Annotated in this window: 20 protein-coding genes; 6 read left to right on the top strand and 14 right to left on the bottom strand. The window is 61.1% G+C overall.

The annotated features are described in order from the left end of the window. Positions 1 to 68: 68 nt before the first annotated feature. The gene (locus tag AC07NR_RS18360) at positions 69 to 4397 is read right to left on the bottom strand and encodes a membrane-targeted effector domain-containing toxin (protein ID WP_495079103.1); all 4329 of its coding nucleotides are present in this window, start codon (positions 4395 to 4397) and stop codon (positions 69 to 71) included. Between the two features lie 264 nt (positions 4398 to 4661). Between AC07NR_RS18360 and AC07NR_RS18355 the strand changes: the two genes are divergently transcribed. Together AC07NR_RS18355 and tadA are read left to right on the top strand one after the other, a co-directional pair. Further along, on the top strand, positions 4662 to 6038 hold the full coding sequence (locus tag AC07NR_RS18355; protein WP_305833546.1) for a multicopper oxidase family protein: 1377 nt from the start codon (positions 4662 to 4664) through the stop codon (positions 6036 to 6038). After that, positions 6038 to 6535, top strand: a complete 498-nt coding sequence (gene tadA / locus AC07NR_RS18350; RefSeq protein WP_495079102.1) for a tRNA adenosine(34) deaminase TadA — start codon at positions 6038 to 6040, stop codon at positions 6533 to 6535. The genes AC07NR_RS18355 and tadA overlap by 1 nt, the downstream gene beginning before the upstream one ends. A 122-nt stretch (positions 6536 to 6657) precedes the next feature. Here the strand turns inward: tadA and cmoB are convergent, their stop codons facing one another. From cmoB to AC07NR_RS18295, 11 genes are all read right to left on the bottom strand, one after another. After that, positions 6658 to 7614, bottom strand: coding sequence for a tRNA 5-methoxyuridine(34)/uridine 5-oxyacetic acid(34) synthase CmoB (gene cmoB / locus AC07NR_RS18345; RefSeq protein ID WP_248739299.1), 957 nt, complete (start codon positions 7612 to 7614; stop codon positions 6658 to 6660). Further along, on the bottom strand, positions 7611 to 8318 hold the full coding sequence (gene cmoA, locus AC07NR_RS18340) for a carboxy-S-adenosyl-L-methionine synthase CmoA (RefSeq protein ID WP_219737186.1): 708 nt from the start codon (positions 8316 to 8318) through the stop codon (positions 7611 to 7613). The genes cmoB and cmoA overlap by 4 nt, the downstream gene beginning before the upstream one ends. A gap of 121 nt (positions 8319 to 8439) precedes the next feature. Next, positions 8440 to 9084: a lysoplasmalogenase gene (locus tag AC07NR_RS18335; RefSeq protein ID WP_248739298.1), complete on the bottom strand. Its 645-nt coding sequence runs from the start codon at positions 9082 to 9084 to the stop codon at positions 8440 to 8442. 2 nt (positions 9085 to 9086) lie between these two features. Then, positions 9087 to 9479 (bottom strand): protease inhibitor I42 family protein, encoded by a 393-nt coding sequence (locus AC07NR_RS18330; RefSeq protein ID WP_085709420.1) that lies wholly within the window; start codon positions 9477 to 9479, stop codon positions 9087 to 9089. A gap of 129 nt (positions 9480 to 9608) precedes the next feature. After that, complete coding sequence (gene lon, locus AC07NR_RS18325) at positions 9609 to 12032, bottom strand: endopeptidase La (RefSeq protein ID WP_114885325.1); 2424 nt, start codon at positions 12030 to 12032, stop codon at positions 9609 to 9611. Positions 12033 to 12660: 628 nt separating this feature from the next. Continuing rightward, positions 12661 to 13035, bottom strand: coding sequence for a DUF6124 family protein (locus tag AC07NR_RS18320; RefSeq protein ID WP_065258705.1), 375 nt, complete (start codon positions 13033 to 13035; stop codon positions 12661 to 12663). A gap of 314 nt (positions 13036 to 13349) precedes the next feature. Then, positions 13350 to 14351, bottom strand: coding sequence for a diphosphomevalonate decarboxylase (gene mvaD, locus AC07NR_RS18315; protein WP_495079101.1), 1002 nt, complete (start codon positions 14349 to 14351; stop codon positions 13350 to 13352). Continuing rightward, positions 14348 to 15403 carry a mevalonate kinase family protein gene (locus tag AC07NR_RS18310; RefSeq protein ID WP_305833540.1) on the bottom strand — a complete coding sequence of 352 codons (1056 nt, stop codon included), beginning with the start codon at positions 15401 to 15403 and terminating at the stop codon, positions 14348 to 14350. The genes mvaD and AC07NR_RS18310 overlap by 4 nt, the downstream gene beginning before the upstream one ends. 4 nt (positions 15404 to 15407) lie before the next feature. Beyond that, positions 15408 to 16634 (bottom strand): hydroxymethylglutaryl-CoA reductase, encoded by a 1227-nt coding sequence (locus tag AC07NR_RS18305; protein ID WP_495079100.1) that lies wholly within the window; start codon positions 16632 to 16634, stop codon positions 15408 to 15410. A gap of 166 nt (positions 16635 to 16800) precedes the next feature. Further along, complete coding sequence (locus AC07NR_RS18300) at positions 16801 to 19212, bottom strand: glucose/quinate/shikimate family membrane-bound PQQ-dependent dehydrogenase (RefSeq protein WP_495079099.1); 2412 nt, start codon at positions 19210 to 19212, stop codon at positions 16801 to 16803. A 135-nt stretch (positions 19213 to 19347) separates the two neighbouring features. Beyond that, positions 19348 to 20709, bottom strand: a complete 1362-nt coding sequence (locus tag AC07NR_RS18295) for a carbohydrate porin (RefSeq protein ID WP_305833537.1) — start codon at positions 20707 to 20709, stop codon at positions 19348 to 19350. Between the two features lie 300 nt (positions 20710 to 21009). Here AC07NR_RS18295 and AC07NR_RS18290 point away from each other — a divergent pair, with 300 nt between their 5' ends. Both AC07NR_RS18290 and AC07NR_RS18285 read left to right on the top strand, forming a co-directional pair. After that, entirely contained in the window at positions 21010 to 21240 is a 231-nt protein-coding gene (locus AC07NR_RS18290) for a VF530 family protein (RefSeq protein WP_007956650.1), read from the top strand. 1 nt (position 21241) lies between these two features. Beyond that, positions 21242 to 21880 (top strand): Pr6Pr family membrane protein, encoded by a 639-nt coding sequence (locus AC07NR_RS18285; protein WP_495079098.1) that lies wholly within the window; start codon positions 21242 to 21244, stop codon positions 21878 to 21880. Between the two features lie 102 nt (positions 21881 to 21982). Here the strand turns inward: AC07NR_RS18285 and AC07NR_RS18280 are convergent, their stop codons facing one another. Continuing rightward, positions 21983 to 22768 carry a siderophore-interacting protein gene (locus AC07NR_RS18280; protein ID WP_305833535.1) on the bottom strand — a complete coding sequence of 262 codons (786 nt, stop codon included), beginning with the start codon at positions 22766 to 22768 and terminating at the stop codon, positions 21983 to 21985. Beyond that, positions 22765 to 23340: a PadR family transcriptional regulator gene (locus AC07NR_RS18275; protein WP_114885315.1), complete on the bottom strand. Its 576-nt coding sequence runs from the start codon at positions 23338 to 23340 to the stop codon at positions 22765 to 22767. Before AC07NR_RS18275 ends, AC07NR_RS18280 begins: the two co-directional genes overlap by 4 nt. Before the next feature lie 495 nt (positions 23341 to 23835). On the opposite strand from AC07NR_RS18275, the gene AC07NR_RS18270 reads away from it, so the two are divergent. Then, a complete protein-coding gene (locus AC07NR_RS18270; protein ID WP_495079097.1) occupies positions 23836 to 24327 on the top strand; it encodes a CS1 type fimbrial major subunit in 492 nt (163 codons plus the stop codon). 104 nt (positions 24328 to 24431) lie between these two features. After that, positions 24432 to 26954 (top strand): TcfC E-set like domain-containing protein, encoded by a 2523-nt coding sequence (locus tag AC07NR_RS18265; protein ID WP_495079096.1) that lies wholly within the window; start codon positions 24432 to 24434, stop codon positions 26952 to 26954. Position 26955: the final 1 nt, after the last annotated feature.

Here is a 26955-nt window from a genome sequence, read left to right as displayed (position 1 = left end):
CTGAGGGCGTGAGAGCAGGCAACCCCGAGGCCGCGTGAACACTGTTCACGCGGCCTTTTTATTGCCGCTTACAAGGGACCGGACCAGCCGGCCAGGGTCATGCCCCGGTCGTCCAGTGCCTTGAACAGGTCTTCGACACTGTTGAAGCGTTTCCCATCGAGGGCGGGCCAGGCGGGGCGCTCGATGAACCAGCGACCGGACTCCCAATGGATTTCCGTACGCACGAGTGCATGGTCGCGGCTGCGGTGAACCAGCAAGGTGGAGCGGGGTTCCTGTTTCAAGGTGTACATGCCCGGACGATTCAGCAATTGATCGATCTCCTTTTGCGTCTGGGCGTTCCACGGTGTCTGCACCTGCAGGCGCAAATCACCTTTTACCTGCCCGGCTGGCTTGCCCTTTTCATCGAAAAAAGTCCTGCCGGGATCCGGTTCGAATCCGCGGGACTTGCCATAGCCAACGTCTTCGATACGCAGGCCCATGGCATCTTCCAGTTCACTGACGCCAGCGACACCCTCGTAGGTGTTGGAGTGTGAATTGCCCATGAGCGAGACCCATTTGTGTGGTCCGCGCGCGGCCTGATCGGTCTCGATGATCGTGTGGGCATAGAAATTCATCATTTTCTGTCGACTCGTTGGCTCCAGGCCTCGCATACCTTCCAGCCGATAACTGGCCATGCAGTCGATGGCTTGAATGCGCACTCCTTGACGGTTGGCTTCTTTTACCAGGTTGAGGAAGGTGTAGCGTCTTGTGGGATCGGTGATGTGACCCTGGTCGAGGCCCTCCAGATACAGCTCAAGATCCCGAGGCATGACCGAGGTTCTGGCAAAGTTGTCCAACGCCGTCTGGTGGAAGTCCGTGAGCAGATGTTCCATGTACAGGGTCTTCACGCCTTTTCGAGCGAGCACTGGCATCTGTTCGATAAGCCATTGTTTGCTGCCGATGCCTGCATGGCTTTCGCCGATGACCAGACCGTTGAACTGCTCCAGGGATTTCTCGATGAACGATTCGGCGCTCGCGACCGGATCGATGGGCGCCAGCGTCGTACGCGGCGCAGGATTGGCTCGGGCATAAAAGCCGTTGGCGGCTTCACGTAATTGTTTGCGCAGCGCCCTGAACGTGTCGAGGGGCCGATTACCTTCCAGGCTCTCGAAAGCGTCACCCAGTGTTCGCTGGTTGCCGAAGACAGCTACATTTTTCAGTTCACTGCGAAGCGACACGGGAATTTCATAAGGCGAACTGATCAATGGAGTATCAGGCAGCGACACTTCAGGATTGACCGTGGCACCGGAAGCAGATGCTGACGGCTCGATGCCCGGCGATTGTCCCTCGCTTGCCAGTGGATCAATGCGCACGCGCCGAAGACTCAAGCCCTCATCGTTCAGAGCTGTGGCCAGTTCCTGAACACTGTCAAAGTGCCGATCGCTGACTGAAATCCATTTGGGGCGGACGATGAAAAAGCCTCCGGAGTCTCGCTGGATCGCGGTTTGCACCAGCGTGCCGTCGCCGCTGCGATGGATCAGTGTTGAGGGTTCCTGGATCATGAACATGCCCCTTCTGGGCAAGGCTTCTTCGACCGTTCGGGCGGTGATTGTCGGGGGCGGTCCATTCAATTGCAGACGCAGGTCGCTTTTGAGCAGGTCGATGGGGTTACCGACGAGATCACGTACCTTTTTACCCGGATCAGTTGTCAGGCCTTCCGCCTGACCTACGGTGATCTCCTCGACCCGCAGCGTTGGCGCGCCTTCCAGTTCACCCAGGCCGGCGACCTTGTCGAAGGTGCTGGCGCGCCCTTCATCCAGCAGTGCCACCCAGCGATGAGCGCCCCGTGCTGCCTGATCGGCCTTGATCACGGTGTCGGAGTAATAATTCTGCATCTTGCGGCTGCTGACTTCAGACGTGTGTTCCAGGTTCGGGAAACGCCGGCTGGCCATGCAGTCGATAGCCTGCACACGGATATGGTTTTTCTGTGCGTTCCTGACCAGTTCCGTATACGAGTGGGGTCCTGTCGGATCGGTGCCGAAGCGGGTATCCAGTGATTTCAGATAATCTTCCAGCGCGGGCGGCATCTTGCCGGACTTGTGGAACGCATCCAGGTCCGCCTGGTGGAAATCGCTCAGCAGATGGTCCAGGTACAAGGTTCGAACCTTCTGTTTGTTCAAGGCCTTGAAGTTGTCGATCAGCATGCCTCTGGCACCCGCGCCGGTGCTGTCCTGTCCGATCACCAGCCCCGGTGTCTCCTTGAGCAGGCGCTTGGCCATGTCGGCGAACGGTGTTGCGGGTTTGAGGGGCGATATCGCCGGATGTGGCGGTGAGTTCGGAGCGCTGTAAAAATCGATGGCGTCGTCATACAGGCTGCGTCGAAGCGTCTTGAAGTCCTGATAAAGGCTGTCACTCCCGGTCTGGCTGTTCAACGGAAAGTCATCGACACGACTTTCCGCCACTGGGCGCAGAGTCGATCTGGACCCCGGTGACGTGTCATAGGGCATCGTTTGTGTTGCCATCTCGGGCAACGGATCAGCCGTATGGCCCCAAGGCCACTCGCCGAACAATTTCATCCCGCCTCTGAGGCCGGGGCGGGCCACCGGCTGCCATTTCAACGCTTCATTCAGGCGTACCGGCACGTTGCGATAAAACGAATAGGGACTGGCCGGATCGACGATGACCCAACCGCGCATCTGCTCAACATAACGTACCTGGTAGAAACCCTGGTTACCCCAAGCCCGGCGCATGTAGATGTAGTGCTTGCCGGACGCGGTCTGAATGATTTCCTGGAATTTGGGGTCACCGGTTTCCATCCGCGTACCTTCACCGATCTCGGTCTTGAAGGACGCCAGAAAATCCTCCGGCGCTGCCGGCAGGACTTGCTTCGGTGCGATCTCTGCCAGTGTCGGCAGTGGTGAACGCGCCAGTGCGGCTTCGGCCAGTTTTTCTTCAGGTTTTACGGACAGTCCGGTTTGAGCGAGGTCCTCCTCCGGCGCGATGAAGGTCTCGGTCTCGGCAATCTCGGGCAGTCGTCCGCCGCCTTTGATGAACGTGGCGTTGAACAACGTATCGATGGCCGCGAATATCGCTCCGGTCACGCCGGCCTTGCGTGCCTGAGGCGTCTTGCCGTTGACCGCCTGATCGATCTGCAACCCGACATTGGCGATGCCCGCACCGACCACGGCCAGCGCTACCGGCCAGCCCACTGCCGCCATCGGCCCGAATACGCGGTTGAAGGCGTTGAGGTAACCGATCCAGAGTTTTTTGCGCAGATCACCATTGGAATGCAGCATGAATTCCGCATCGCTGATCATACGGGCGTGGGTGGCGGTCGCCAGAAAACTGAAGATATCGCCATCGAGCGCAACACCGGTGTGAGCCACCAGCGTGTGATCGTCGCTGTCCCAGGTGCTGACGAGCAGGTCCAGCACGTGGTTCAGCCCGACGTTCTCGATATGCGGTGCGCGCCATAGCTCCGAGATGCCCCCCGCCAGCGGACCGAAAGCCCAGAGCCAGCGCCGTTTCGCGACTGCTCGCCAGGAGGTGTCTTCCGTGATGTCGTGATCAGCGACCTGAAAGTGCGACATGAAGCGTTTTCGATCGGACGGATTTCTGATCTGCGACAGCACCCACCAATGCAGGTCGCGGGCGTTCTGCAGGGCGTGCACGCCCCAGATTTCTCCCGGAACGTAGAGAATTGCGCCGCCCTTGCCATCGGTGATGCACAGGATGTCGGTGGCGACGAAATCGCCGATTTTCAGCAAGCCGATACGCAGGCCATCGGCTTGCGCAGCTTCCTCTTCGAGCATTTCGCGGGTCACCGGCCAGCTGACATTGCCGGCGATGGCTTTGACGGCGGTGCGGAAATTGTCGTCCGACAGCCGACCACCTTCCCGGTCTTCCATGGCCTTGGCCAGAAAGGTGCACTTGGCCAGGGTTCGGAAGGTCTTGCCATGCTTGGTCCAGAACGAATCGACCTTTTTCCGGTAGCGGTCGGCGAAGTTGATCTTCCAGAACGCTTTGAGTACGTCGCTGCTGTGCAGCTTCACTTCGTTGGTTTCGTTATAGGTGCCGGCGTCCGGGCCGGCGGTGTAGAAACCGGCATCGGAATCGAGCAGGTCGGCGTTGTCCTGGTCGTGAACGCTGAAGCGCTGGATCACCAGTTGCGGCAGGGTCATCGATTCGCGCGGGGTTTCAAACAGGTGCTCCCAGCCGGTGAAGGTTCGCGGGCTGCTTTGGGTTGCGTGGAACCGATGCCAGTAAACCTGTTCGGGTTCCAGGTGAGCGAGGTCATGGCTGGCGAGGATCTCTCTGGTAATCGCACAGGCCATTTCATACATGTCGGGGCAGGCCTGGACCAGGGCGGGAACCAGTGCCTTGAGGGCGTTTCTGTCGGCGGTGTTGGGCAGTGTCATGTCGTGTGTCGTGTCCACAATCTTTCCTTGAGCGTGGTGGATAAAAAACGACCGCGATCATTTCAGGAGACGCAGGACACGTCTGTCAGACGCAGCGCAGCCGGCCTGTCATCTGAAGTTAAAAGATGCATCGGAAGCAGGCTTTCTGCCTGTAGTCTGCGGCCATCCGCCGCGCTGCCCTTACTGTTTCACAAGCGCAGGTGTATCGTATTCGCCTTTTGCGGGCGCCCTGGCCCGCGGCTGATACGTGAGGTAGTTGTGTCCATGTCCTTTACCCGTCGACAAATTCTCGGTGGCCTGGCCGGTCTTGCAGTGGTGGGCGCGGGAGCCGGTGGTGCGACGCGTTACTGGCTGGGCAAGGTGGCCGATGCCAATGCGGGCCACGACTACGAGTTGATCGCTGCACCGCTGGACGTCGAGCTGGTGCCGGGGCACAAGACCGAAGCCTGGGCGTTCGGTCCGTCGGCACCGGGCACCGAGTTGCGCGTGCGTCAGGGTGAGTGGCTGCGGGTACGGTTCATCAACCACTTGCCGGTGGCGACCACCATCCACTGGCATGGCATCCGCCTGCCGCTGGAAATGGACGGCGTGCCTTACGTTTCGCAATTGCCGGTGCTGCCGGGTGAATACTTCGATTACAAATTCCGCGTGCCGGACGCCGGCAGCTACTGGTATCACCCGCACGTGAGCAGCAGCGAAGAACTCGGTCGCGGGCTGGTCGGGCCGTTGATCGTCGAGGAGCGCGAGCCGACCGGGTTCAAGTACGAAAAGACCTTGAGCCTGAAGAGCTGGCACGTCGATGACGAGGGCAACTTCGTCGAGTTCAGCATTCCGCGCGAAGCGGCCCGTGGCGGCACGGCGGGGCGGCTGTCGACCATCAACGGTGTGCCTGCGCCGGTGATCGAGTTGCCGGCCGGGCAGATCACCCGGGTGCGCCTGCTCAACCTCGACAACACCCTGACCTATCGCATCAATATTCCTGGCGTCGAAGCGCAGATCTATGCGCTGGACGGCAACCCGGTCGAGCCGCGGCCGCTGGGCAAGGAATACTGGCTTGGCCCGGGCATGCGCATTTGTCTGGCGATCAAGGCACCGCCGGCCGGTGAGGAACTGTCGCTGCGCAATGGCCCGGTACGCCTGGGCACCCTGCGTTCGGTGGCCAATAGTGACGCGCCGACCGAGTGGCCGAAGGCACTGCCCGCCAACCCGGTGGCCGAACCGGATCTGGCCAATGCCGAGAAACTCAACTTCAATTTCGAATGGGTCGGTTCGGTGTCGGTGAATGTCGACAACGGCAAGCCGCCGAGCCTGTGGCAGATCAACGGCAAGGCCTGGGACATCACCGACAAGACCTGCGCCGACCGGCCGATTGCCAGCCTGAAACTGGGCCAGAGTTATATCTTCGAACTGAAGAACATGACCCAGTACCAGCACCCGATCCACTTGCACGGCATGAGCTTCAAGGTGATTGCGTCGAACCGGCACAAGATCGTGCCGTATTTCACCGACACTTATCTGCTGGGCAAGAACGAGCGCGCGCAAGTGGCGCTGGTGGCGGATAACCCGGGTGTCTGGATGTTCCACTGCCACGTGATCGATCACATGGAAACCGGCCTGATGGCCGCTATCGAGGTGAAGTGATGCGCCAGATTCGCCCCGCGGCGATCATCGACCGCAGCCGTGACCGCGACTTCATGCGCGAGGCGCTGGAGCTGGCGGCTCAAGGTGCAGCGCTCGGCGAAGTGCCGGTGGGCGCGGTGCTGGTGCAGAACGGCGAGATCATTGGCCGTGGATTCAATTGCCCGATCAGCACCAGCGACCCCAGCGCACACGCAGAAATGGTCGCGATCCGCGCCGCCGCGCAAGCGGTGGATAACTATCGTCTGCCGGGCAGCACGCTCTATGTGACGCTTGAACCGTGCAGCATGTGCGCCGGGCTGATCGTGCATTCGCGGGTTGCTCGCGTGGTGTACGGCGCGCTGGAGCCCAAGGCCGGAATTGTGCAGAGTCAGGGGCAGTTCTTCACCCAGGGCTTTCTCAACCATCGAGTGCTGTATGAAGGCGGGATGCTGGCGGAGGAGTGCGGAGCAGTGTTGACCGAGTTTTTCAGGGCGCGGCGGGCAAAACCCTCAGACTGAATACAAAACCAATGTGGGAGCGAGCCTGCTCGCGATCGCGGTCTGACATTCAATACTTCGGTGTCTGTCAGATCCAATCGCGAGCAGGCTCGCTCCCACAGTTTTTTGGGTGTTCGGAGGAATTATTTCTTCGCGACAATTACGGCCCGCATCGGCGCCGGCAGCCCTTCGATCGTCTTGCTGTGATCTTCCGGATCGAGGAAATCACTCAGCGACTGATACTTCATCCACTCGGTCCCGCGCTGCTCATCGACGGTTGTCATGCTGACATCCACGCAACGAATGTCGGTGAATCCCGCACGTCGCAACCACAATTCCAGCGCCGGCACCGACGGCAAAAACCACACATTACGCATCTGCGCATAACGGTCTTCCGGCACCAGTACCTGATGCTTGTCGCCCTCGACCACCAGCGTCTCCAGCACCAGTTCGCCACCCTTCACCAGGCAATCCTTCAACGCCAGCAAATGTTCGATCGGCGAACGGCGGTGATAGAACACGCCCATGGAAAAAACCGTGTCGAAGCCTTCCAGATTCGGCGGCAAGTCTTCGAACGGGAACGGCAGGTGCCAGGCATTCGGCTCTGACAGATAACGCTGCACTGCCTGGAACTGGCAGAAGAACAGCCAGTTCGGATCGACGCCGATCACGCTGTCGGCACCGGCACCGAGCATGCGCCACATGTAATAGCCGTTGCCGCAACCGACATCGAGGATACGCTTGCCCTTCAGGTCCAGGTGCGGAGCGACCCGAGACCACTTCCAGTCCGAACGCCACTCGGTGTCGACATGTACGCCAAACAGATCGAACGGCCCCTTGCGCCACGGCGACAATCCCATCAGCGCGGTACGCATCTGTGCGCGGGTTTCGTCGTCGCAATCGGTGTCCAGTTTCAGGCCATCGAGCAGGTCGACTTCGGTCGGCTGGATCTTCGGCAAGGCGTCCAGCGCACTTTGCCAGCGCTCCAGATCGCCGTGGCCTTTCTCCATTTTCTTGTCGAGTTGCGCTTGCAGGGTGTTGGCCCAGTCGGCCAGCGGCGTGCCAGCCAGACGGCGGGCGAGGGGGGACAGATCAATCATGGCAAGGCAATCAACGAGGCAAAGTTAAGACACTGGAACCACGGCACGACTTTCGAGAACCCGGCGGCCAGCAGGCGTTCGCGGTGTTCTTCGAGGCTGTCGGGCTTCATGACGTTTTCGATGGCGCTGCGCTTCTGGGCGATTTCCAGTTCGCTGTAGCCGTTGGCGCGTTTGAACGCGACGTGCAGGTCGGTCAGCAGCGCGTGTTCCTCGGCGTCATTGAAGCGCAGCTTCTCCGACAGAATCAACGCGCCGCCGGGCAGCAACGATTGGCGAATGCGCGACAGCAACGCCGTGCGCTGCTCGGGGGCGATGAATTGCAGGGTGAAGTTCAGCGCCACCACCGAGGCCGGTTTGAAATCGAGGGCGAGGATGTCGCCTTCGATCACTTCGACCGGCAGCAACTCCTGGAACATCGAGTCCTGACCGTTGAGGTACTCGCGGCAGCGCTCGACCATCGCCGCCGAGTTATCCACCGCGATCACCCGGCAACCGTCGGTGCGCACGTGGCGGCGCAGGGCCTGGGTCACGGCACCCAGCGAGGCACCGAGATCGTAGAGCACGCTGTTCGGCTGGGCGAATTGCGCCGCAAGTACGCCGAGGTTCTCGACGATGGTCGGGTAACCCGGCACCGAACGCTTGATCATGTCCGGAAACACCCGCACCACGTCCTCGTTGAAGGCGAAGTCAGGCACCTGGGCCATCGGCTGGGCGAAAATGCGATCGGGTTCTTTGCTCACGGCGGTTCCGGCGGTGTCGATGAAAAGGCCGGCATTTTAGCCAAACTGGCGCGCAGATGCGCGGGTTGTCTGATAAACCGCCCGATCAAAGGACCGGGCGTTTGCTCTGGGAAAATGCCGAGGCGGCGATGCCCCACTGCCCAAGCCAGTAGCTAATGATGATGACGTACGGCGCGGCGTGGAACGGTGCGACAAACCGATCGATGCCGATCACGCTGTCGGAGAACACGAACGCCACTGCGCCGCCCGCTGCCAGCAGTGCCGAGCGTTGCGGTACGCCGCTGCCGAGGCGGGCGAGGGCACGCCAGAGCATGGCGCTGATGGCGGTGCCGTAGACGATCACCGGCACGGTCAACGGTCCGAGTCCGCTGCTGATCAATATGCCCAACAGCACAGCGCCAACGCCAAGGGCAAGCACCAGCGGCAACAAAGCCAGACGACGGCAATCGCTCAGGTAAGCCTTGAGATACGCCAGATGCGCCACCAGAAACGCACCCAGGCCAAACACGAACAGATCCCCCGGCCACGCCAGCAGCACATCGCCCAGCAAAGAGAAAATCAGGCCCAGGCTGATCCAGCGGCGATAGTCACTCGGCGGCGCATCGTGCAGCCAGCCCAGCAGCGCCAGCACCGGCAATGGTTTGACCAGCAGACACAGCAACGCCGCATGGGTGCTGACGCCATAGAGAAATGTCACTGCGCCCATCAGTGCGAGGATCAGCCAGCCCACGGTCAGTTCACCGAGATCGCGCAGTCAAAGGTTTCCACCGGCTCGACTTCAGGCTCCCAGGGTTGTTGCGACGTCAGGCGCAGACGCCCGGTGCCGGTGGCAAAGGCCTGGAAACGCCAGGTGGAGAAACCGCCCGCGCCGACCATGCCGGAATCTTTCGGGCTGCTGTAGACCTCGGGGCTCAGCGCATGCAACACGCCGCCGGCCGAGTCTTGAATGGCCCAGCGGTAACCGGTGGTGGGGTTGCTTGGCAGTATGACGGTCAGGTTCTGGCCGTTGGTCAGCCGCACCGGGCATTCGCTCTGTTTTTCCACGGTCACGTTGGTTTTCGGTTGCGTGGCGCAGGCGGCCAGCAGGGCGAGGGACAGGGGGACAAACAGGCGAGTGGGGGACATAGGCTCAGCAGCTCCGGCGTTGGCGACGAACGGCGAGCATAACTGAAGATGAGACAAAGTGTGACAGTCGGGGGAAGGTGTGATCATTCCCACGCTCTGCGTGGGAATGATCTTTAACTCAAGTCGTAATCAGAAAAGCACCTTCGCCACATCCGAAAACTTCTTGGCAAAGTGCACGGTGATCCCTTCCTTCAGGTAATCCGGCAGTTCCTCAAAGTTGCCGCGATTCGGCTCCGGCAAAATCAACTCGAAAATCTTCTGCCGCCGCGCCGCAATCACCTTCTCGCGCACCCCGCCAATCGGCAGTACATGCCCGGTCAGCGTCAGCTCACCGGTCATCGCCACGCCTTTTTTCGGCGGCTGATTGCGGGCGAGGGAGAGCAGGGCGCTGGCCATGGTCACGCCGGCGCTCGGGCCGTCCTTCGGCGTTGCGCCTTCCGGCACATGCAGGTGGACGAAAGCCTCGTCGAAGAATTTCGGATCGCCACCGAATGACTTCAGATGCGAGCTGACGTAGCTGTAGGCGATCTCCGCCGACTCCTTCATCACATCGCCCAGTTGCCCGGTGAGTTTGAAACCGCGATTCAGGGTATGAATCCGCGTGGCTTCGATCGGCAAGGTCGCGCCGCCCATGCTGGTCCACGCCAGACCGGTGATCACGCCGGTGCCGGACAGCACTTGTTCGTTGCGGAACACCGGATGACCTAAGGACGCTTCCAGATCTTTCGGCCCGAGCTTGATCACCGCTTTCGGATCATCGATGAGTTTCATCACCGCTTTGCGCACCAGTTTGCCCATCTGTTTTTCCAGCTGGCGCACGCCGGCTTCACGGGCGTAGCCGTCGATCAGGGCTTTCAGGGCGCTGTCGCTGATGCTCAGGCTGCCCTTGGACACGCCGGCCTTTTCCAGCAGTTTCGGCCACAGGTGACGCTTGGCGATGGCGACCTTTTCTTCAGTGATGTAGCCCGACAGGCGAATCACTTCCATCCGGTCCAGCAACGGGCCGGGGATCGAATCCAGGGTGTTGGCGGTGCAGACGAACAGGACTTTCGACAGGTCCATCCGCAGGTCCAGATAGTGGTCGAGGAATTCGACGTTCTGTTCCGGGTCGAGGGTTTCCAGCAGCGCCGAGGCCGGATCGCCCTGGTAGCTCTGGCCCATCTTGTCGATCTCGTCGAGCATGATCACCGGGTTCATCACTTCGACGTCTTTCAACGCCTGCACGAGTTTGCCCGGTTGCGCGCCGATGTAGGTGCGGCGGTGGCCCTTGATCTCGGCTTCGTCGCGCATGCCGCCGAGGCTGAAGCGGTAGAACGGCCGGCCGAGGGATTCGGCGATGGATTTGCCGACGCTGGTTTTACCCACGCCCGGCGGGCCGACCAGCAGCACGATGGAGCCGCTGATCTCGCCTTTATAGGCACCGACTGCGAGGAATTCGAGGATGCGGTCCTTGATGTCGTCGAGGCCGGCGTGATGTTTGTCCAGCACCTTGCGCGCGTGCTTGAGATCGAGTTTGTCCTCGCCGTACACGCCCCACGGCACCGAGGTCGCCCAGTCGAGGTAGTTGCGGGTGACCGCGTATTCCGGCGATCCGGTTTCGAGGATCGACAGTTTGTTCATTTCTTCTTCGAGGCGCTTCTGCACCTGAGTCGGCAGGACTTTGCCCTCCAGACGCTGCTCGAACTGTTCGAGGTCGGCGCTGCGGTCGTCCTTGGTCAGGCCGAGTTCCTGCTGGATGACCTTGAGCTGTTCCTTAAGGAAGAACTCGCGCTGATGCTCGCCGATCTTGCGGTTCACTTCGGCGGAGATTTCTTTTTGCAGGCGCGCGACTTCGACTTCCTTGCGCAGCATCGGCAGGACTTTTTCCATGCGCTTGAGCATCGGCACGCAGTCGAGCACTTCCTGCAGCTCGGGGCCGGTGGCGGAGGTCAGGGCGGCGGCGAAGTCGGTCAGCGGCGATGGATCGTTGGGGCTGAAGCGGTTGAGGTAGTTCTTCAGCTCTTCGCTGTACAGCGGGTTGAGCGGCAGCAGTTCCTTGATCGCGTTGATCAGCGCCATGCCGTAGGCCTTGACCTCGTCGGTCGGCTCGGTGGGCTGGTGCGGGTATTCGACTTCAACCAGATACGGCGGGCGGTGGTGCTTGAGCCAGGTCTTGATGCGCACACGGCTCAGGCCCTGGGCGACGAATTGCAGCTTGCCGTTTTCGCGGCTGGCGTGGTGCACCTTGACCAGGGTGCCATATTGCGGCAGTGCCTTGGTGTCGAAGTGGCGCGGGTCTTCCTGGGGCGTGTCCATGAAGAACAGGGCCAGGGAGTGGTGTTCGGATTTGCTGACCAGTTCGAGGGTTTCGGCCCAGGGTTCTTCGTTGACGATGACCGGCAGCACTTGTGCCGGGAAGAACGGGCGGTTGTGGATCGGGATGATGTAGACCTTGTCCGGCAGGTTCTGGCCGGGCAGGGCGAGGCCTTTGCCGGGGACGTGGTGCTCGATGTGTTCGGCGTCGGTTTCGGTGATGTCGTCGGGGTTCTCGGGGAATTCTTGCTGGTCGCTCATGGGGCACCTGCGCAATGGGGTATGGGTCTTAGATGGGGCAGGGTTTTGGTGGTTTCAATGGGTCTGGATGTTTCTGGTTGTGTGTTCAGGGTTTTGACAGGGTTTTGGGCTTGGCGGCCTCTGGGCCGACCAAGCTCCCCGGAAGGTGGGTGAATATCCGTTTCTGCGGGTGCGCCCGCTGGCGGTTTCGCTTTTACAGCGAGTCCCTTTTGGCAAACGCCCCAAAAGGAACCAAAAGGTCTCGCCCCGGCGTTCGGCCCTCGCAAGCTCGGGTCCCTTCGTTCCGGTGTCCCTCCGGGGGCATCGACTTCGTCGATGAGTTCGGCTTCGCCAAACGGCGCTGCGCGCCAATCCCCGGATGAACACCTCCACTCAGCCTTCCGAAGGGGCGGGTGGATCAAGATCAAAAGCGTTGTCGAGCTAACGCTCATCCGGTTTGTTTAGGGCGCCATGCGCGGGTTGGTCGACCGGGGAATGGAACCTGGCAGGGCGTAGGCCCTCCCGCGCATGGCTGTAACTTGATCGCTCCCACGCTCTGCGTGGGAATGCAGCCCGGGACGCTCTGCGTCCCAATCGATCTGCCAGCGAATGCAGCCGTTCGCTGGCAGGTCGGTTTCGTCAGGGCGGCTCAGCTGTGTGTTGGGTAACGCTGCACTTCGACGTTATCCAGCACCCGATTCACCGCCAGCTCGGCCAGCATGATGATTTGCTGAATGGCCAGAATCGTCCGCCGCTGCGGGAGGTCGATGTGTGCGGCGATGTCGCTGGTCATGAGGTTGGCCTGTGCCAATGATTCGCAGGCGTGGACCAGCAGGCTTTCGCTGTCCTGATCGGGTGCGACCTGGAACATGGTGCTGGGTTTGTGGAAGCGCAGGGTGGTGGCGTTGGGTTTCAGGTAGTGGTCGAGCGCGCGCTCGGCGGCTTCGTGGAGTTTTTTGGAATCTGGCGATTCGTAGGGCGACGCGTCGTTTGATTCGGGGGGATTCGGTGTTGGTTTTTTCATTTTTTACTCCTCAGGAATGGGTCCAATCCTCTAATTGCCGCGACGCAAAAAGAGGGGTGGCAGCTGTACGCGGGTTCGCGGACCGACCTGAGGCATTCGGCATACCCGAAGGTATCCCGCGCACAGCCACCATAAACAAGCACTTGAGGTGCTGCTATTTAGCGGCGGCAATTATGCCTCAGAAGTCGGGCCGCGACGCCCCATCGCTGAATTTGCAGCGACCCCCAAAGCCTATCCACCCCGTTTCCTAGGGACAACCGACGCGACTTGTCGGAATCGTCCCCGAAAAACACCTCGTCTGTAGGACGCAAGATTCAAAACAGATGCTGTTCCAGCCGCCGGGGCCCGTCGCCCGCTCTGTCGAGTATCCAGCGCTGGATGTCAGGCAGTTTGCGCAGCGCGGCAAACACTCTGGGGGAATGTTGCGGCGTGCACAGCACGTGCACGTTGGGGCCGGCGTCGAGGGTGGCGCAGACGTCCAGGCCTTCGCGACGCAACTGGCGGACCTGTTCCAGCACGGCCAGTGTTGCCGGTTGCCAATAGAAGATCGGTGGCTGTGAAGTCATGGCGATCAGGTGCAGTTCGATGGCTTCGCGTTCCACGGCGTCGGCCAGTCGGGTGAAGTCGCGTTCGAGAATGGCGCGGCGCACTTGTTCCAGACGTTCCGGCAGCAGAGTCAGGCGGGTCGGATAAAATTCGCTGCTGTCGGCGAGCAGGTGACCCTGGCGAGAGCTGATGGTTTTGTGTCGGGCGTCGACCACGGCGATCAGGTCGTGCAGCGGCCAGTGGCGTGCGGGGGCGATTTGCAGGGCCGGCCCCGAAAGTAGCTGCGCATTGCCGGGCCACTGCACAAAACCACCGGTTACCGAGCGTGTCGCCGAGCCGGAGCCGGACAGGCGCGCCAGATCGCTGAGGGCGGGATGCGTCAGCGAGTGTCCGCGATACACGGCAAATGCCGCCGCGAGGGCGCTGAAACCGGCTGCCGACGAGGCGATTCCGGCGCCGGTCGGAAAACTGTTGGTGGTGGCGATGCGCAGCGGTTGCCAGTGATCGAAATGTTCGCGCAAGGCTTGCAGGTGATGTTCGATCCCGGCTCGCAGGGTGGGATCGGCCGGCACCAGTGCACCGCGCGCGGTTTTCCACAGGATTTCGTCGGTCGTGCCCTTGGCTAGCGGGGCCAGTGTGCAGAGGCTGACGCAGCGGCTCAGGGTCATTGAAAGCGAGGCGTTGTTGGGCAGTGTGTTCAGTGCGTCGCGCATGCCCCAGTACTTGATAAGCGCGATGTTGGCGGGGGAGGAGACGCTGGTGCGGTTCATGACCGGGTGATCTCGAGACCTGCCACCGCGAGAGGGGCGTCGATCTGCCGATAGCACGCCAGCTCCGGCAGATTCGCAGCCCCTATCACCAGCAGCGCACCGGCCTGATCTCCGGACAATGCGCCGGCGCCGCATATCTTCGCTGCACCGCCTGCTTTTTCTACCGCGCGAATCACTTGGGCAACGGTGGCGGGGACGACACCCAGGGATTCCAGATCCGCCTGGTAATCGCGTATCACCGCACGAAGTGTTTCAGGCATCGGACGTGTTTGACGCAGTAACCAACCGAAGCGCTCGGTGTTGTGCCGCATGCTGGCCAGCAGGGGATTGTCAGCGCCCGTCAGTCGATGTCGGGTGGCGGCAATGACCTGGCCGGTGCTCTCGTTGGCGGTGCCGGTGTTGAACAGGCGCAAGGCATCTGGCAGCAGGTTCGGGGCGATGGCGGGCAACGTGTGCAGAGTGAATTCGCCTTTCGCGTTGCGTCGGCCTTCGATGACCGAGCCCAGAAGGCTGGTGTTGTGATCGATGCCCGATGGCTCGCCGTGCTGATAGCGTTCTATCGTCATCGCCAGCGGTTCGAGCGGGCAGTCGGTTTCTGTCAGCCCGAACAATTGTGTCAGCGCAGCCGTGAGTGTGATCGCCAGGGCGCCGGAGCTGCCGAAGCCGGCACCGGGCGGAATCTGCGATTGCACTCGCAAGGTGAAGCCGCGCCAGTTTGGCGGAGGCAGTCGGTGGAGGATTTCACCGATGGCGCACTTGACCAGATGATCGGGACCGCCGGTACCCAGTGGCGCGAAGCTTTTTGCGCTGGGGGCGGCGCGATAGTGCTCTGATGCCAGGCGCATGCGGCCGACGTAGTCGGTCAATTGGTACGGTGAGTAGGTCCGCTGGAAAGGCAGGTCAGGCAGTTGTAACTGAAGCTCGCGATCCTGGCGCCGCTGGACCCACACGTTGCAGTAAAGGCCCACGGAGCAGGCGATCACCGGGCATCCGTGCAGCGCCGCATGTTCACCCATCAGGATGATTTTGCCGGGCGCTCTGGCATGGATCACGGGGTCAGCGCCCCAGCCGTTGATGGGCCGAGACCAGTTGATGCGAGGCCTGAGCAGCCATGATCGACAGTTCTCCGGCGAGTACCAGGGCACCGAGAATTTCCGCCAGCCGCCGGGTATCGATGCCCGGTTTTTTGCTGCCGGGGATGATCCCCATCAGGGCCAGGGCTTCGCGTTGGGTACAAAGGGACGTACCGCCGCCGACGGTGCCCAGCGGCACGTCCGGCATCGTGATCGAGGCGTAGATGGCGTCGTGTTCACAGGCTTCCAGGCAGGTGATGCCGATGGCACTTTCCGCCACTTGAGCGACGTCCTGGCCGGTGGCGATGAAGAACGCAGCGAGTATGTTGGCATGATGGGCATTGCAGCCGATGGTGCCGGCCATGGCCGAACCCAGCAGGTTCTTCCGGTACTGCAGCTCCCGAAGTGCCTTGGCGTCGGTCTTGAGAATGTCGCGCAGTATGTCTTGGCTCAGCCGGACTTCGGCGTGGATCCGCTGGCCGCGGCCGTTGATGAAGTTGACCATCGCCGGTTTCTTGTCCGTGCAGTAGTTGCCCGAAATGCTGAGGCACGGGACGCCGGTTGCGGGGGTGATCAATTCACGGATGACCCGGTCGCAGGCAATGCTTGCCATGTTCATGCCCATCGCGTCGTGGGTACGGAAACGAAAGCGCAGATAGATCGTGGTTCCGACCACTGCAGACTTGATGTCTCGCAGATGCAGATGAACGCTGCCCTGTTCGCAGACTTGTCTGATTCGCTGGAAGTTGTCGCGGATCCAGGCCAGAAAGGTCTCGGTCTGCAGGATGCCACTGGAGCGAAATACCGGCGCACGGGTAATGCCCACCTCTTCGACCCGAACCACCGCGCCGCCGGCGGCGTGTAATGCCCGGCAGCCACGGGAGGTGCTGGCGACCAGCGCGCCTTCGGTGGTGGCCATGGGAACGTAGACGGGTTCCTGGGCCGTAATGGCCTGGCCTTTGACCAGCAATGGGCCGGCGACGCCCAGCGGAATCTGGATGGAGCCGATCCGGTTCTCGCAATGGGCTGGCTGCGGTTCGCGGGTGTAATCGCCAATGCTGCGCAGCGAAGCTCCACTGATGTGTTGCAGGGCTTCACGGCGAATCAGGGCGGCTTCGTTGTGATCAAGATCGGCGGGCAACTGGTGAAAGCGTGTCTGCCCTTTGGTCAGTGCTTCGATCCAGTGGTTGCCAAAGCGCGTATCTGACATGGAAGGCTCCGAGATTCAACCGCTGCGTGAGGTTGATGATCGGAGCAAACGGGCAGGGCAGCGCCTGTCAAAGTTGACAGTCTTTTATATCGATTGGCGATTGGCGCCCACAAAAAAGGCGACACCCCTTACAGGGCATCGCCTTTCTCTTTAGCGCCGCTAAAACTTATTCCGGCAGTTTGTACGCAATCACATAGTCACCCATCTTGGTGCCCAGCGAACCGTGACCACCCACTACGAGCAGGACGTATTGCTTGCCGTCCTTGCCGGTGTAGGTCATCGGGGTTGCCTGGCCGCCCGCAGGCAGACGGGATTTCCACAGCTCTTTACCAGTGTTCACGTCGTAGGCGCGCAGGTACTGGTCGAGGGTGCCGCTGAGGAAGCCGACGCCGCCAGCGGTGACGATCGAGCCGCCCATGCTTGGCACGCCCAGGGTGAAGCCGATCGGGATTGGCGAGCTGTCACGGCTGGTGCCGTTCTTGCGTTTCCACACGACTTTGCCGGTGGTCAGGTCGATACCGGCGACGTAGCCCCAGGCCGGGGCCTGGCACGGTACGCCCAGTGGCGACATGAACGGATGCATGGTCACGGCATATGGCGCACCGGTGTTTGGCTGGATACCGGCAGTTTCGCTTTCGCGCTTGCTGTCGGCGGCCACTTCGGCACGCGGGATCATCTTCGAGACGAAGGCCATGTAGTTCGGGCTGGTGAACAGCATCTGGCGAACCGGGTCGACAGAAACACCGCCCCAGTTGAACACGCCGACGTTACCCGGATAGATCAGGCTGCCCTGTTCCGACGGAGGCGTGTACTGGCCTTCGTAGCGCAGTTCCTTGAACTGGATGCGGCACAGCATCTGGTCGAACGGGCTGGCGCCCCACATGGCTTTTTCGGTCAGTTCCGGGGCCAGCAGGTTCAGGTCCGAACGGGCCTGGGTCGGTGCGGTGTGGTCGCCTTTCACGGCGCCTTGCGGAACCGGGATCTCACGGATCGGGATGATCGGCGTGCCGTCACGACGGTCGAGGACGTACAGGCTGCCCTGCTTGGTCGGGGCGATCAGCGCAGGCTTGATGCCGTCGGCGGTTTTCATATCCAGCAGGGTTGGCTGGCTGCCGACGTCCATGTCCCACAGGTCGTGGTGGGTGAACTGATAGTTCCAGCGCACTTTACCGGTGGCCAGGTCCAGGGCGACTACACCGGCGCTGAATTTCTCGGCGCCCGGGGTGCGGTCGGCGCCCCACTGGTCCGGAGTCTGGTTGCCCAGTGGCAGGTAAACCATGCCGAGTTTTTCATCGACGCTGGCCAGCGACCACATGTTGGCCGAGTTGCGGCTGTAGATCTGGCCCGGAGCCAAAGGCTCGGTGGCGTCCGGCTTGTCGCTGTCCCAGTTCCATACCAGGTGACCGTCGCGCACGTCGAAGGCGCGGATCACGCCCGATGGCTCGTTGGTCGATTCGTTGTCGGTGACGTGACCGCCCATGATCACCAGATCACGGGTGATCGCGGCTGGCGAGGTGGAGTAGTAACCACCGGCGGTGAACGGGCCGATGCCTTGAGTCAGGTCGACCACGCCTTTGTTGCCGAAGCCTTCGCAGATCTTGCCGGTGTCGGCGTTCAGTGCGATCAGGCGGGCATCGGCGGTTGGCAGGTACAGGCGACGCGGGCAGGCCTGAGCGACGGCTTTGCCGGCCTCGGAGATGACGGCGGAGGCTGCGTTTTCAGACTTGGCGTACGCGGCTTCGTCGTAGTACGACACGCCACGGCAGGTCATGTGGGCGAAGCCCTTGAAGCCGACCGGACTCTTGATCTGCGGGTCGAAGCGCCACAGTTCCTTGCCGGTGTCCGGATCCAGCGCCAGCACTTTGCTGTGGGCGGTGCAGGCGTAGAGCATGCCGTTGGCTTTCAGCGGGGTGTTTTCGTTGGTCAGCTCCACCGGGTCATCGGCGGTCGGCAGGTCGCCGGTCTGGATGCGCCAGGCTTCCTGCAGCTTGCCGACGTTGGCCGGAGTGATCTGCTTCAGTGGCGAGTAGCGGTCACCGAACTCGGTGCGGCCGTAGGCCTGCCAGTCGCCATCGGGCATGGCTGGCGCGGTGCTGGTGGTGTCGGCAGTGTCGCGACCCAGCTCACCGAAGGTTTCGCCCGGGTGAGTGAACAGGCTGGCCAGAGCGGTGAGGCCGGCCAGCACCACGGCCACGGTCAGGCCGCCGGTGCCCATCGGTGCAGGACCGTTGAGCAGCAGTGGACGACGGAACCATGGCAGCAGCATCACGAAACCGAGGACGAACCACAGCGCCAGACGCGGCACCAGTTGCCACCAGTCCAGACCGACTTCCCACAGCGCCCAGACGGTGCTGGCAAACAGCACGATGGCGTACAGGCCCAGTGCTGCGCGACGACGCATCAGCAACAGAATGCCGGTCAGCGTGATGCCGATACCGGCCAGCAGGTAGTACAGCGAGCCGCCGAGCGTGCTCAGCTTGATTCCCCCGGCCAGCATGGCCAGGCCCATCAGTAGAAGCAGAATGCCGAGCAGGCTCGGAAGCAGACGGCCTCGACTCGAAGCACTTTCGGTGCTCATAGTGTGGTTCTCCGTGACGTTTCAAGTAGTCCCGCGCTGTAGTCACTGTAGATGACGATTGGGCGCGGGCATGGTTCAGATAAAAACTTGTCTGGCTATCGAATTTCATCTGCAGGCCTGGCGGCCTGCATCAGGTCAGAACGACGACTGAATCTTGATCCCGCCAATCAGCGCGTCATCGACGTCGTTCACACCACCCGGATGGCGGATGTATTGCAGGTTCGGGCGCACGGTCAGCCAGTTGGTGACGTGCACGCCGTAATAGAGTTCGGCGCTGTATTCGGTGTCCTGCGGTGGCAGGTAGGACGGATCGTCGTAGTCGTAGACGGCGCGGGCCTGGTTGGTCGCCTCGGCGTTCTTGCGGTAGGCCGGGTTGACGTGGACGCGGGCCAGGGCGAAACCGATGTCGTCTTTGGCGCGGGCGTCGAACAGGCCTTTGTAGACCACGCCGGCCTGCACGTAGTTGTCGACGGCGTTGGTCTTCTTGTCGTGCATCGTGCCGTTGGCGAACACGCTCAGGCCACGGGAGTTGTCGCTGGCAACGCTGGTGATCTGTTGCTGCACGCCGAGCCACACGCCGTGTTTGCTCGAAGCGCTGCGATAGGCCTCGCCGCTCAGGGCCGCCGGCTGGCCGTTGCTGTCTTTATAGGCGTCGGTGGCCTTGGCGTTGCTGTAGTAGTAACCGGCGCGGTATTCGCCCGGCAGGCCGTTGAGCTTCGGTGTCCACACCAGTTCGATTGGCAGGATCGCGCCCTGGGTGCCGCTGCCGCTGAGTTTGAAGCCGTTGCCGCGATCGAGGTTCGACGGGTTCTGCTCGTAGGCGCCGACTTGCGCGTACAGCTCCGGCGTCAGGTGATATTTGACGCGCAGCGCCCATTGGCTGACCGGCCAGTTGTACCAGATGCCGCCGACCCAGTTGCCGACCTGCGAGCCGCAGAACGCCAGGTTCTGGAAGTCGCACGGGAAGCTGTTGAAGTCTTCGCCTTCACCGAAGCGGCCGACCTTGATGTCGAGCTTCTGATCGAAGAATTTCTGCTGGTACCACATCTGCGTCAGGCGGGTGGTCTGGCCACGGCCCCAGACTTCCTGGGCCGAAGTGAAGCCGCCAACGCGCGGGTCGTTGATGCGGTCGTTGCTGATGTTGTTGCCGCTGCGCTTGGTCACGGTCAACTGGAATTCGGCGTCGTTCCAGCCCAGCAGTTTTTGCAGGTCCAGATGAGTGCCGAGGCCCCATTGATCGCTGTAGCGCGCGGTGCGGTCGTGGTCGTAGCCGCCGTGCAGGTTGCTGCCCATTTCGCCGGTGTAATCGAGCTTGAAGTCGATGCCTTTCGCCGAGAGTTCGCTGCGGGTGCCGTTCCAGTCACCGAGCATGTACGGTGATTCACTGTCGAAGGCCGGAGCGGCCTGGGTGCAGGTGGCGAGGCCAAGGGCGGTGCAGCCGCCGATCAGGCGCAGGGTTGAGATAGCGCTGTCTCGGGAGAACGGAAAATCGGGCATGAAATGGTCTTTCTTGATCTTTTTTAGGGGACGGGCTGACCGCTACGATTTGACGCAGGCAGTGAAGCGATTCAGCAGAAGGGCGGCAGGATAATGTCCTGTTACAAAAACACAAAGTGCTTTTGCAGACATGAACCCTTTCGGATTCGGTAACAGTGCGGCAATCGATCACATTGCCGGTGTCGATGGAGCCTGCGATCTTGCACGGTTCACCTACATTTGAAGGAAGGCCTTCCACCGGCACAGCCCCTCGGCTAAGGTGCGCGGCTTCTGCATTTTCACTTCGCCCAAAGGCCCGGCATGAACGACCACAACCCCGATCCGCTGCACGGCGTGACCCTCGAACAGATCCTCAATGCACTGGTGACCCATTACGAATGGTCGGGCCTGGCCGAGCGCATCGACATCCGTTGCTTCAAGAGCGATCCGACCATCAAGTCGAGCCTGACCTTTTTGCGCAAGACGCCCTGGGCGCGGGAAAAGGTCGAGCGGCTGTACGTGAAGCTGATGCGCACCAAGCGTCCGCTCTGAGATGAACGCCGTGCTGCGGCGACGCCTCATCACTTCAGTTGCGGTGCTGGGCTGGGCCGGGCTGGGGATTCAGCTGTACCTGATTTTCTTCGCACGCCTGAGTGTCGGCGCCAGTCTGCTGGGCGGGCTGGTGAGTTTCTTCAGTTACTTCACCGTGATCACCAACACCCTGGTGGCGGTGGTGCTGACCTGCGCGGTGACGGATCGCGAATCCTCTGCACGGCGCTGGTTTCTGCAACCCTGTGTCAGCAGCGGGATTGCCGTGAGCATTGCCGTGGTCGGTCTGGCCTACAGCATTTTGCTGCGGCATTTGTGGCATCCGCAGGGCTGGCAGTTTATCGCCGACGAATTGCTGCACGACGTGATGCCGCTGCTGTTTCTGGCCTATTGGTGGGTGTGCGTGCCGAAGGGCACCTTGCGTTTGAAACATCTGCCGCTGTGGCTGATCTATCCGCTGGTGTACTTTGCCTATGCGCTGCTGCGCGGGCATCTGCTGGGGGCTTACGCGTATCCGTTCATTGACGTGGCACTGCTGGGTTATCCACAGGTGTTCGTCAATGCCGGGGGGATTCTGGCGGGGTTTGTGCTGATTGCGTTGCTGGTGATCGGGATTGATCGCTGGCAATCCGCACGAAGTTAAGACCTCTGTGGGAGCGAGCCTGCTCGCGAATGCGGAGTGTCAGGCAACATCAATGTGACTGACGAATTGCTTTCGCGAGCAGGCTCGCTCCCACAGGGGATATCACTCTTCTTCGGAGCCTTCGGCACGCCAGTAACCGACGGCCTTGACGAACTGCTCGTCCAGCCCGTGCTCATCGAGCAGCACCCGGCGGATCTGCCGCGAGACTTTCGTTTCCGTCGCCACCCACGCATACAGATTGCCCTTGGGCACCTGCAACTGCTTCACGGTGGTCAGCAGGCTGTCCTTGTTCGCGCCGCGCAATACCCAGATCACGTTGACCTGCGCCGCGCTTTCCAGCGCTTGCTGTTCCTTGCCGTTTTCCACTTCGATCACCACCAGCGCCTTGCGATTGGCCGCCAGGCCTTCGAGGCGGCGGGCGATGGCGGGCAGGGCGGTTTCGTCACCGATCAGCAGGTAGCTGTCGAAGATGTCCGGCACGATCATCGAACCGCGCGGGCCGCCGATGTGCAGGAACTGCCCGGGTTTGGCCTGTTCGGCCCAGGTCGAGGCAGGGCCGTCGCCGTGCAGGACGAAGTCGATGTCCAGCTCAAGCTTGTCGAGGTCGTAGCGGCGCGGGGTGTAGTCGCGCATTTCGGGCATCGGCACGTCGCTTTTGCCGGCACCGAGCACCAGGGTTTCCAGCGCGGCGGCCTGTTCGGCGTTCTGCGGGAACAGCAATTTGACGTGGTCGTCGGTGCCCAGGCTGATGAACCCGGCCAGTTCCGGTCCGCCGAGGGTGATGCGGCGCATGCGCGGGGTCAGGTCGACCACCCGCAACACTTCCAGTCGGCGACGTTTGATTTCATGCATCACACGGTGGATGCCTTGGGTCGGGACTTCAGTCATTCGGCTTTCTCCGGAGCAGGTTGAACGGCGGGGCCGTCGACGATGGCTTTGGCGGTGTCGTTGAGCAGGTCGCGTACGCGCAGGATTTCTTCCGGGCTCCAGCGCCCGTGGTGCATCTGCAAGGCGTGGCGCAGGTTGTGCACCGCTTCATGGATTTCCGGCGGCCGGTCGTGGCCGCGCAATGAGCGCTTGCTGACGTCGATACGCATACGCACGCCGTCGAGGGCCACGGCCTGTTCGCTCAGCGATTGGCGACCGGCATCGGTAATCGCGTAGCGCTTTTTGCCGCCCTCGGCATCACCAGTGATCATTTCGCTTTCTTCAAGGAAAGTCAGAGTTGGGTAGATTACGCCGGGGCTTGGGCTGTAGGCGCCGTCGAACATGGTTTCGATCTGGCGGATCAGGTCATAGCCGTGGCATGGCTGCTCGGCGATCAGCGCCAGCAAGAGCAATTTCAGATCGCCAGGGGCGAATACCCGCGGGCCGCGTCCGCCGCGCTCGCGGCCGTGACGTTTTTCGAAGCCGTCCCGGCTGTCGCCGTGATCGCGGTGGGGAGAATGATGGTCTCTCATTTCAGTCTTCTCTCGTCGTGTTTAGATACAACTTAAGATATATCTTTGCGACGAGGCAAGGTCTTTTGGCCTGAGAGCTGACGAGCGGTCAGTGGCTGAGCAGGGCACGCTGCCGGACGAACAGGGGTTACTTGTTCATCCAGACAACAATGACCATAAAGTTAAAGCTATCACTCTATTGATAATCGAGCTTATATTCTAAAAGCAGAAGAAAGTGCCGTTGTATATTGGCGGAAGTGCTGTATTGTTTTTTCTTTTTAACTGTGGGTAGGGTGTTCCTTACAGTCACTTTTTCATATATTCGATTTTCGATGTTTTTTCTTTCAAGTTGCGAGGTTGTTGAACTACGCGTTCGTGGGAAGTTGCCTGCTTACATTCTCGATTCAAGAGTCGATCATGCCCCGGCGTTGAACTTCCATGTTTCAGGTCTTATCGGCCGGTGTGACATGAACTTCAACGTTTCGATTCCTTAAAAAAGAAAACAGGTACTGACCGATGTTCAAGAAAATCGCAATCACTGCTTCCCTCGCCGCCCTGGCCCTGAGCTCTTCCGTGACCTTCGCCGCCGGTGAAGCGCGTCACTCCATCAGCCTCATCGCTCACGTGCCGACCAACGGTTTCTACGTGGTGCCGACCGATTCGGATCTGGTCAACAAGGACCAGGACATGAGCTTTCAGCCAAGCACCGGCAAGATGCGTGACATCAATGGTTTCTTCGATGTGCGCAACAACAACGGTTCGGTTCACGCCAGCCTGGAAAGTGTTCCGCAATTGATCTACGGAAGCGACACCATCCCGCTGGAAGTTTCCTTCAATAACAAGGTCCTGACCCAGACTCCACAAATGGTCGTGGGTGAGTCCGAGTCCGACGTGAACTACCGCGCACCGCTGAAAATCACGGCCAAGGGCACGACATACAACCCGGGTGATTACACCGGCACTGTCGCTATGACATTCGACGCTGTACCGCCAGTGATCACGCCTTGATCGGGCGATCTGCGCTGACTGCCCGATAGCGTTTCCCGGCGGGGCAATCACTCCCCGATTGTCCCCGCCGGATTTCAACTTGTTCGAAATCAGAGTAAGCGTTCATGTTCCCGATGACACCCATCGCGGTCGCCCTTGCGCTGCTGTTTTGTGCCGGTGCGATGGCGGCCCCTGCTCCTGCGGGTACGACACCTCGTAGTCTGCTGGCGCAAGCCAAAGGTTTGCCGGCGGATTTCGAGGAGCATTTCTTCGACGTCCCCCTGGCGGTGCGGGTCGAGCTTGATCAACAACCGCTGGGCGAGGCTTTGGTGGTGCTCTCGCGCGATGATCGCATCACCCTGCTCGAATTCACCGATACCAGCGAGAACCGCTACGGCCCCGCCGAGCGGGAGAAATGGGCGGCTTATCTCAAGCCGGGTGTGCCATTGGGCGATTGCACCGGTGCGTGCCCGAATGACGTGCTGGCGGTGCACTACAACCTGGAAAGCTCCCTGGTCTCGATCCTTACCCGCAATGCCGAGCGCGATCTCGAGGCCAAGCGTTATCACGACCAGCCTCAGGAAGGCAGCAGTGGTCTGATGGTGCGTAACCAGCTCAATCTCAATGGTGGCCAGGATCAGGACCTGGGCGGGCGCTATGGCCTGGAGGCCAGCGGCAGTCTGGGCAACTGGAGCCAGACGTTCAACATGCAACTGGCGCGCATGGGCGGTCCCGACGACAAGCTGTACCACGCCGTGCACGAGCTTTACACCCAGCGCGAGCTGCAAGGCAGCTTCTTTCGCCTGGGCTATTTCACCCCCAATTCCGAAGGCCTGACCCGTCAGCCGCGTACGTTCGGCACCAGCCCCGATACGGCGGTCGGTGTGATGTACGGCAGCTCCGACAGTCTGGCCATCAACAATGCGATGCCCAGCGTCTACCCGATTTATGTCACCGCCAACCGTCAGGGGTCGGTGGAGATCTACCGCGACGGCCTGCTGATCAATACCCAGTCGGTGCCTGCCGGATTGCAGACCCTGGACACCAGGCCATTACCCGGTGGCATCTATGAAGTGGAAGTGCGACTGATCGAAGACGGCCAGATCACCTCCACCACTCAAGAGCTGGTCTACAAACCGAACAACTGGCGCAACCTCGACGAGCGCTGGCGCTACAACCTGTTCGCCGGCGAAGAGAGCAAGCTGCTCAGCAACTGGGATCAACAGGCCAGTGGCAGTCCCACGGCCGGCGCGTCGATCAACTACCTGGCGCATCCACGGGTGATTCTCGGGTTATCGGCAAGACAGATCCGGGAAAAACTGCAATATGGCACGTCTATCGACTGGACCCTGGCCAATCACCTCAGTCTGTATGCCAACGTCTACCAGACCCGGGATTACGGCACCGGTCTGGATCTGCAAAGCCTCTACAACTACGGTGCCGGCAGCCTGATCCTCAGCCATAACCGTAGCTGGCTGGACACCACCAACCTCTACGAAACCCTGCCTGATGGTACCCGCATCCGGCAGCGCAACGTGTTTGTCGGCCAGACCAGCAACTCGTCACTGGCGATCAACCATCGGGTCGATCAGCGCAACTCCCTCAACGCCCGGGTTTCTCACAGCGAAGGCAACGTCGAAGGCGTCGGTGTGGATCTGGGCTGGAACCGGCGCGCGGTGCTGTTCGGCAACGATGCCAACTGGCGCCTGTCGCTGTTCGACCGGCCGGGCAGTTTCAGCAGTGGTGATGACCGCAGCCGGGGCGTTGACCTGAGCCTGAACCTGGCCATCGGCGCACCGGGCCAGCAGTTGACCGGCAGCATTGGCTCTCGCACCGATCGCGACGGCGGCCGTGACAACAATGCCTCGCTCGGCTGGCGCAAGGACTTCAAGGATCACGTGCTGCAAAACGTCTCGGTCACCGCGCTGAGCGACACCTACGGCATGGGCCTGTCGAGCCTGGCCAATTTCCGCACCGACACGGTCAACGGCGACGGTTTCGTTCAGCGCTCGTCCTACAACAACAAGTTCACCGGTGGTCTGAACCTTGACAGCACGCTGGTGATGGGCGGAGACAAGATGTTGATGACCAGCGAATACGAGATGCGCGGGGCCGGCATGATCGTCGACGTGGAGTCGGACATCGACGGGATCGTCCTGCGGGCCGACGATCTCAGCGGTGGCGGTGCGGCGTTGAAGCCGGGGCGCAATTTCATTCCGCTGACCGCTTACCAGAACAGCTCCGTAAGCTTCGACTTCGAAGGCAATCATGTGCCCGCCGCGACCATCGCGCCGGCCCGCACCCGCTATCACCTGAACAAGGGCGGCGTGGATTACCGACATATCCGGGTGATGAAAACCCTCACCGTTCTTGGCCGTCTGCTCGATGAGCAGGGGCGGCCTCTCAAGGGACATCATGTGATCAACCACGCCAGTCGTGGGGTGACGGAAGTCGACGGGTTCTTCTCGATGGAAATGAACGCCGGCTCACCGACCCTCGAAGTACGCCGCGATAACAACCTGCTTTGCCAGTTCCGCCTCAACGAGAAGGAGCATCGCAGCGAAAACAATGTGCTGATGATCGGCGACCTGCGCTGCACGCCGGACACTCTGGCCGATCTCTCCTCTACGGAACAGAAGGCGGGATGAG

The organism is Pseudomonas sp. GW821-FHT09C09 (assembly GCF_059418105.1).
Note: the sequence above shows the minus strand (reverse complement) of the source record. Positions and strands in the feature narration are given on the sequence as shown.

Excerpts from the sequence above, each read along its gene's own strand:
- AC07NR_RS18360 (WP_495079103.1), bottom strand. The coding sequence starts at position 4,397 with ATGACACTGCCCAACACCGCCGACAGAAACGCCCTCAAGGCACTGGTT.
- AC07NR_RS18355 (WP_305833546.1), top strand. The coding sequence starts at position 4,662 with ATGTCCTTTACCCGTCGACAAATTCTCGGTGGCCTGGCCGGTCTTGCA.
- tadA (WP_495079102.1), top strand. The coding sequence starts at position 6,038 with ATGCGCCAGATTCGCCCCGCGGCGATCATCGACCGCAGCCGTGACCGC.
- cmoB (WP_248739299.1), bottom strand. The coding sequence starts at position 7,614 with ATGATTGATCTGTCCCCCCTCGCCCGCCGTCTGGCTGGCACGCCGCTG.
- cmoA (WP_219737186.1), bottom strand. The coding sequence starts at position 8,318 with ATGGCCCAGGTGCCTGACTTCGCCTTCAACGAGGACGTGGTGCGGGTG.
- AC07NR_RS18330 (WP_085709420.1), bottom strand. The coding sequence starts at position 9,479 with ATGTCCCCCACTCGCCTGTTTGTCCCCCTGTCCCTCGCCCTGCTGGCC.
- lon (WP_114885325.1), bottom strand. The coding sequence starts at position 12,032 with ATGAGCGACCAGCAAGAATTCCCCGAGAACCCCGACGACATCACCGAA.
- AC07NR_RS18320 (WP_065258705.1), bottom strand. The coding sequence starts at position 13,035 with ATGAAAAAACCAACACCGAATCCCCCCGAATCAAACGACGCGTCGCCC.
- mvaD (WP_495079101.1), bottom strand. The coding sequence starts at position 14,351 with ATGAACCGCACCAGCGTCTCCTCCCCCGCCAACATCGCGCTTATCAAG.
- AC07NR_RS18305 (WP_495079100.1), bottom strand. The coding sequence starts at position 16,634 with ATGTCAGATACGCGCTTTGGCAACCACTGGATCGAAGCACTGACCAAA.
- AC07NR_RS18300 (WP_495079099.1), bottom strand. The coding sequence starts at position 19,212 with ATGAGCACCGAAAGTGCTTCGAGTCGAGGCCGTCTGCTTCCGAGCCTG.
- AC07NR_RS18295 (WP_305833537.1), bottom strand. The coding sequence starts at position 20,709 with ATGCCCGATTTTCCGTTCTCCCGAGACAGCGCTATCTCAACCCTGCGC.
- AC07NR_RS18290 (WP_007956650.1), top strand. The coding sequence starts at position 21,010 with ATGAACGACCACAACCCCGATCCGCTGCACGGCGTGACCCTCGAACAG.
- AC07NR_RS18285 (WP_495079098.1), top strand. The coding sequence starts at position 21,242 with ATGAACGCCGTGCTGCGGCGACGCCTCATCACTTCAGTTGCGGTGCTG.
- AC07NR_RS18280 (WP_305833535.1), bottom strand. The coding sequence starts at position 22,768 with ATGACTGAAGTCCCGACCCAAGGCATCCACCGTGTGATGCATGAAATC.
- AC07NR_RS18275 (WP_114885315.1), bottom strand. The coding sequence starts at position 23,340 with ATGAGAGACCATCATTCTCCCCACCGCGATCACGGCGACAGCCGGGAC.
- AC07NR_RS18270 (WP_495079097.1), top strand. The coding sequence starts at position 23,836 with ATGTTCAAGAAAATCGCAATCACTGCTTCCCTCGCCGCCCTGGCCCTG.
- AC07NR_RS18265 (WP_495079096.1), top strand. The coding sequence starts at position 24,432 with ATGTTCCCGATGACACCCATCGCGGTCGCCCTTGCGCTGCTGTTTTGT.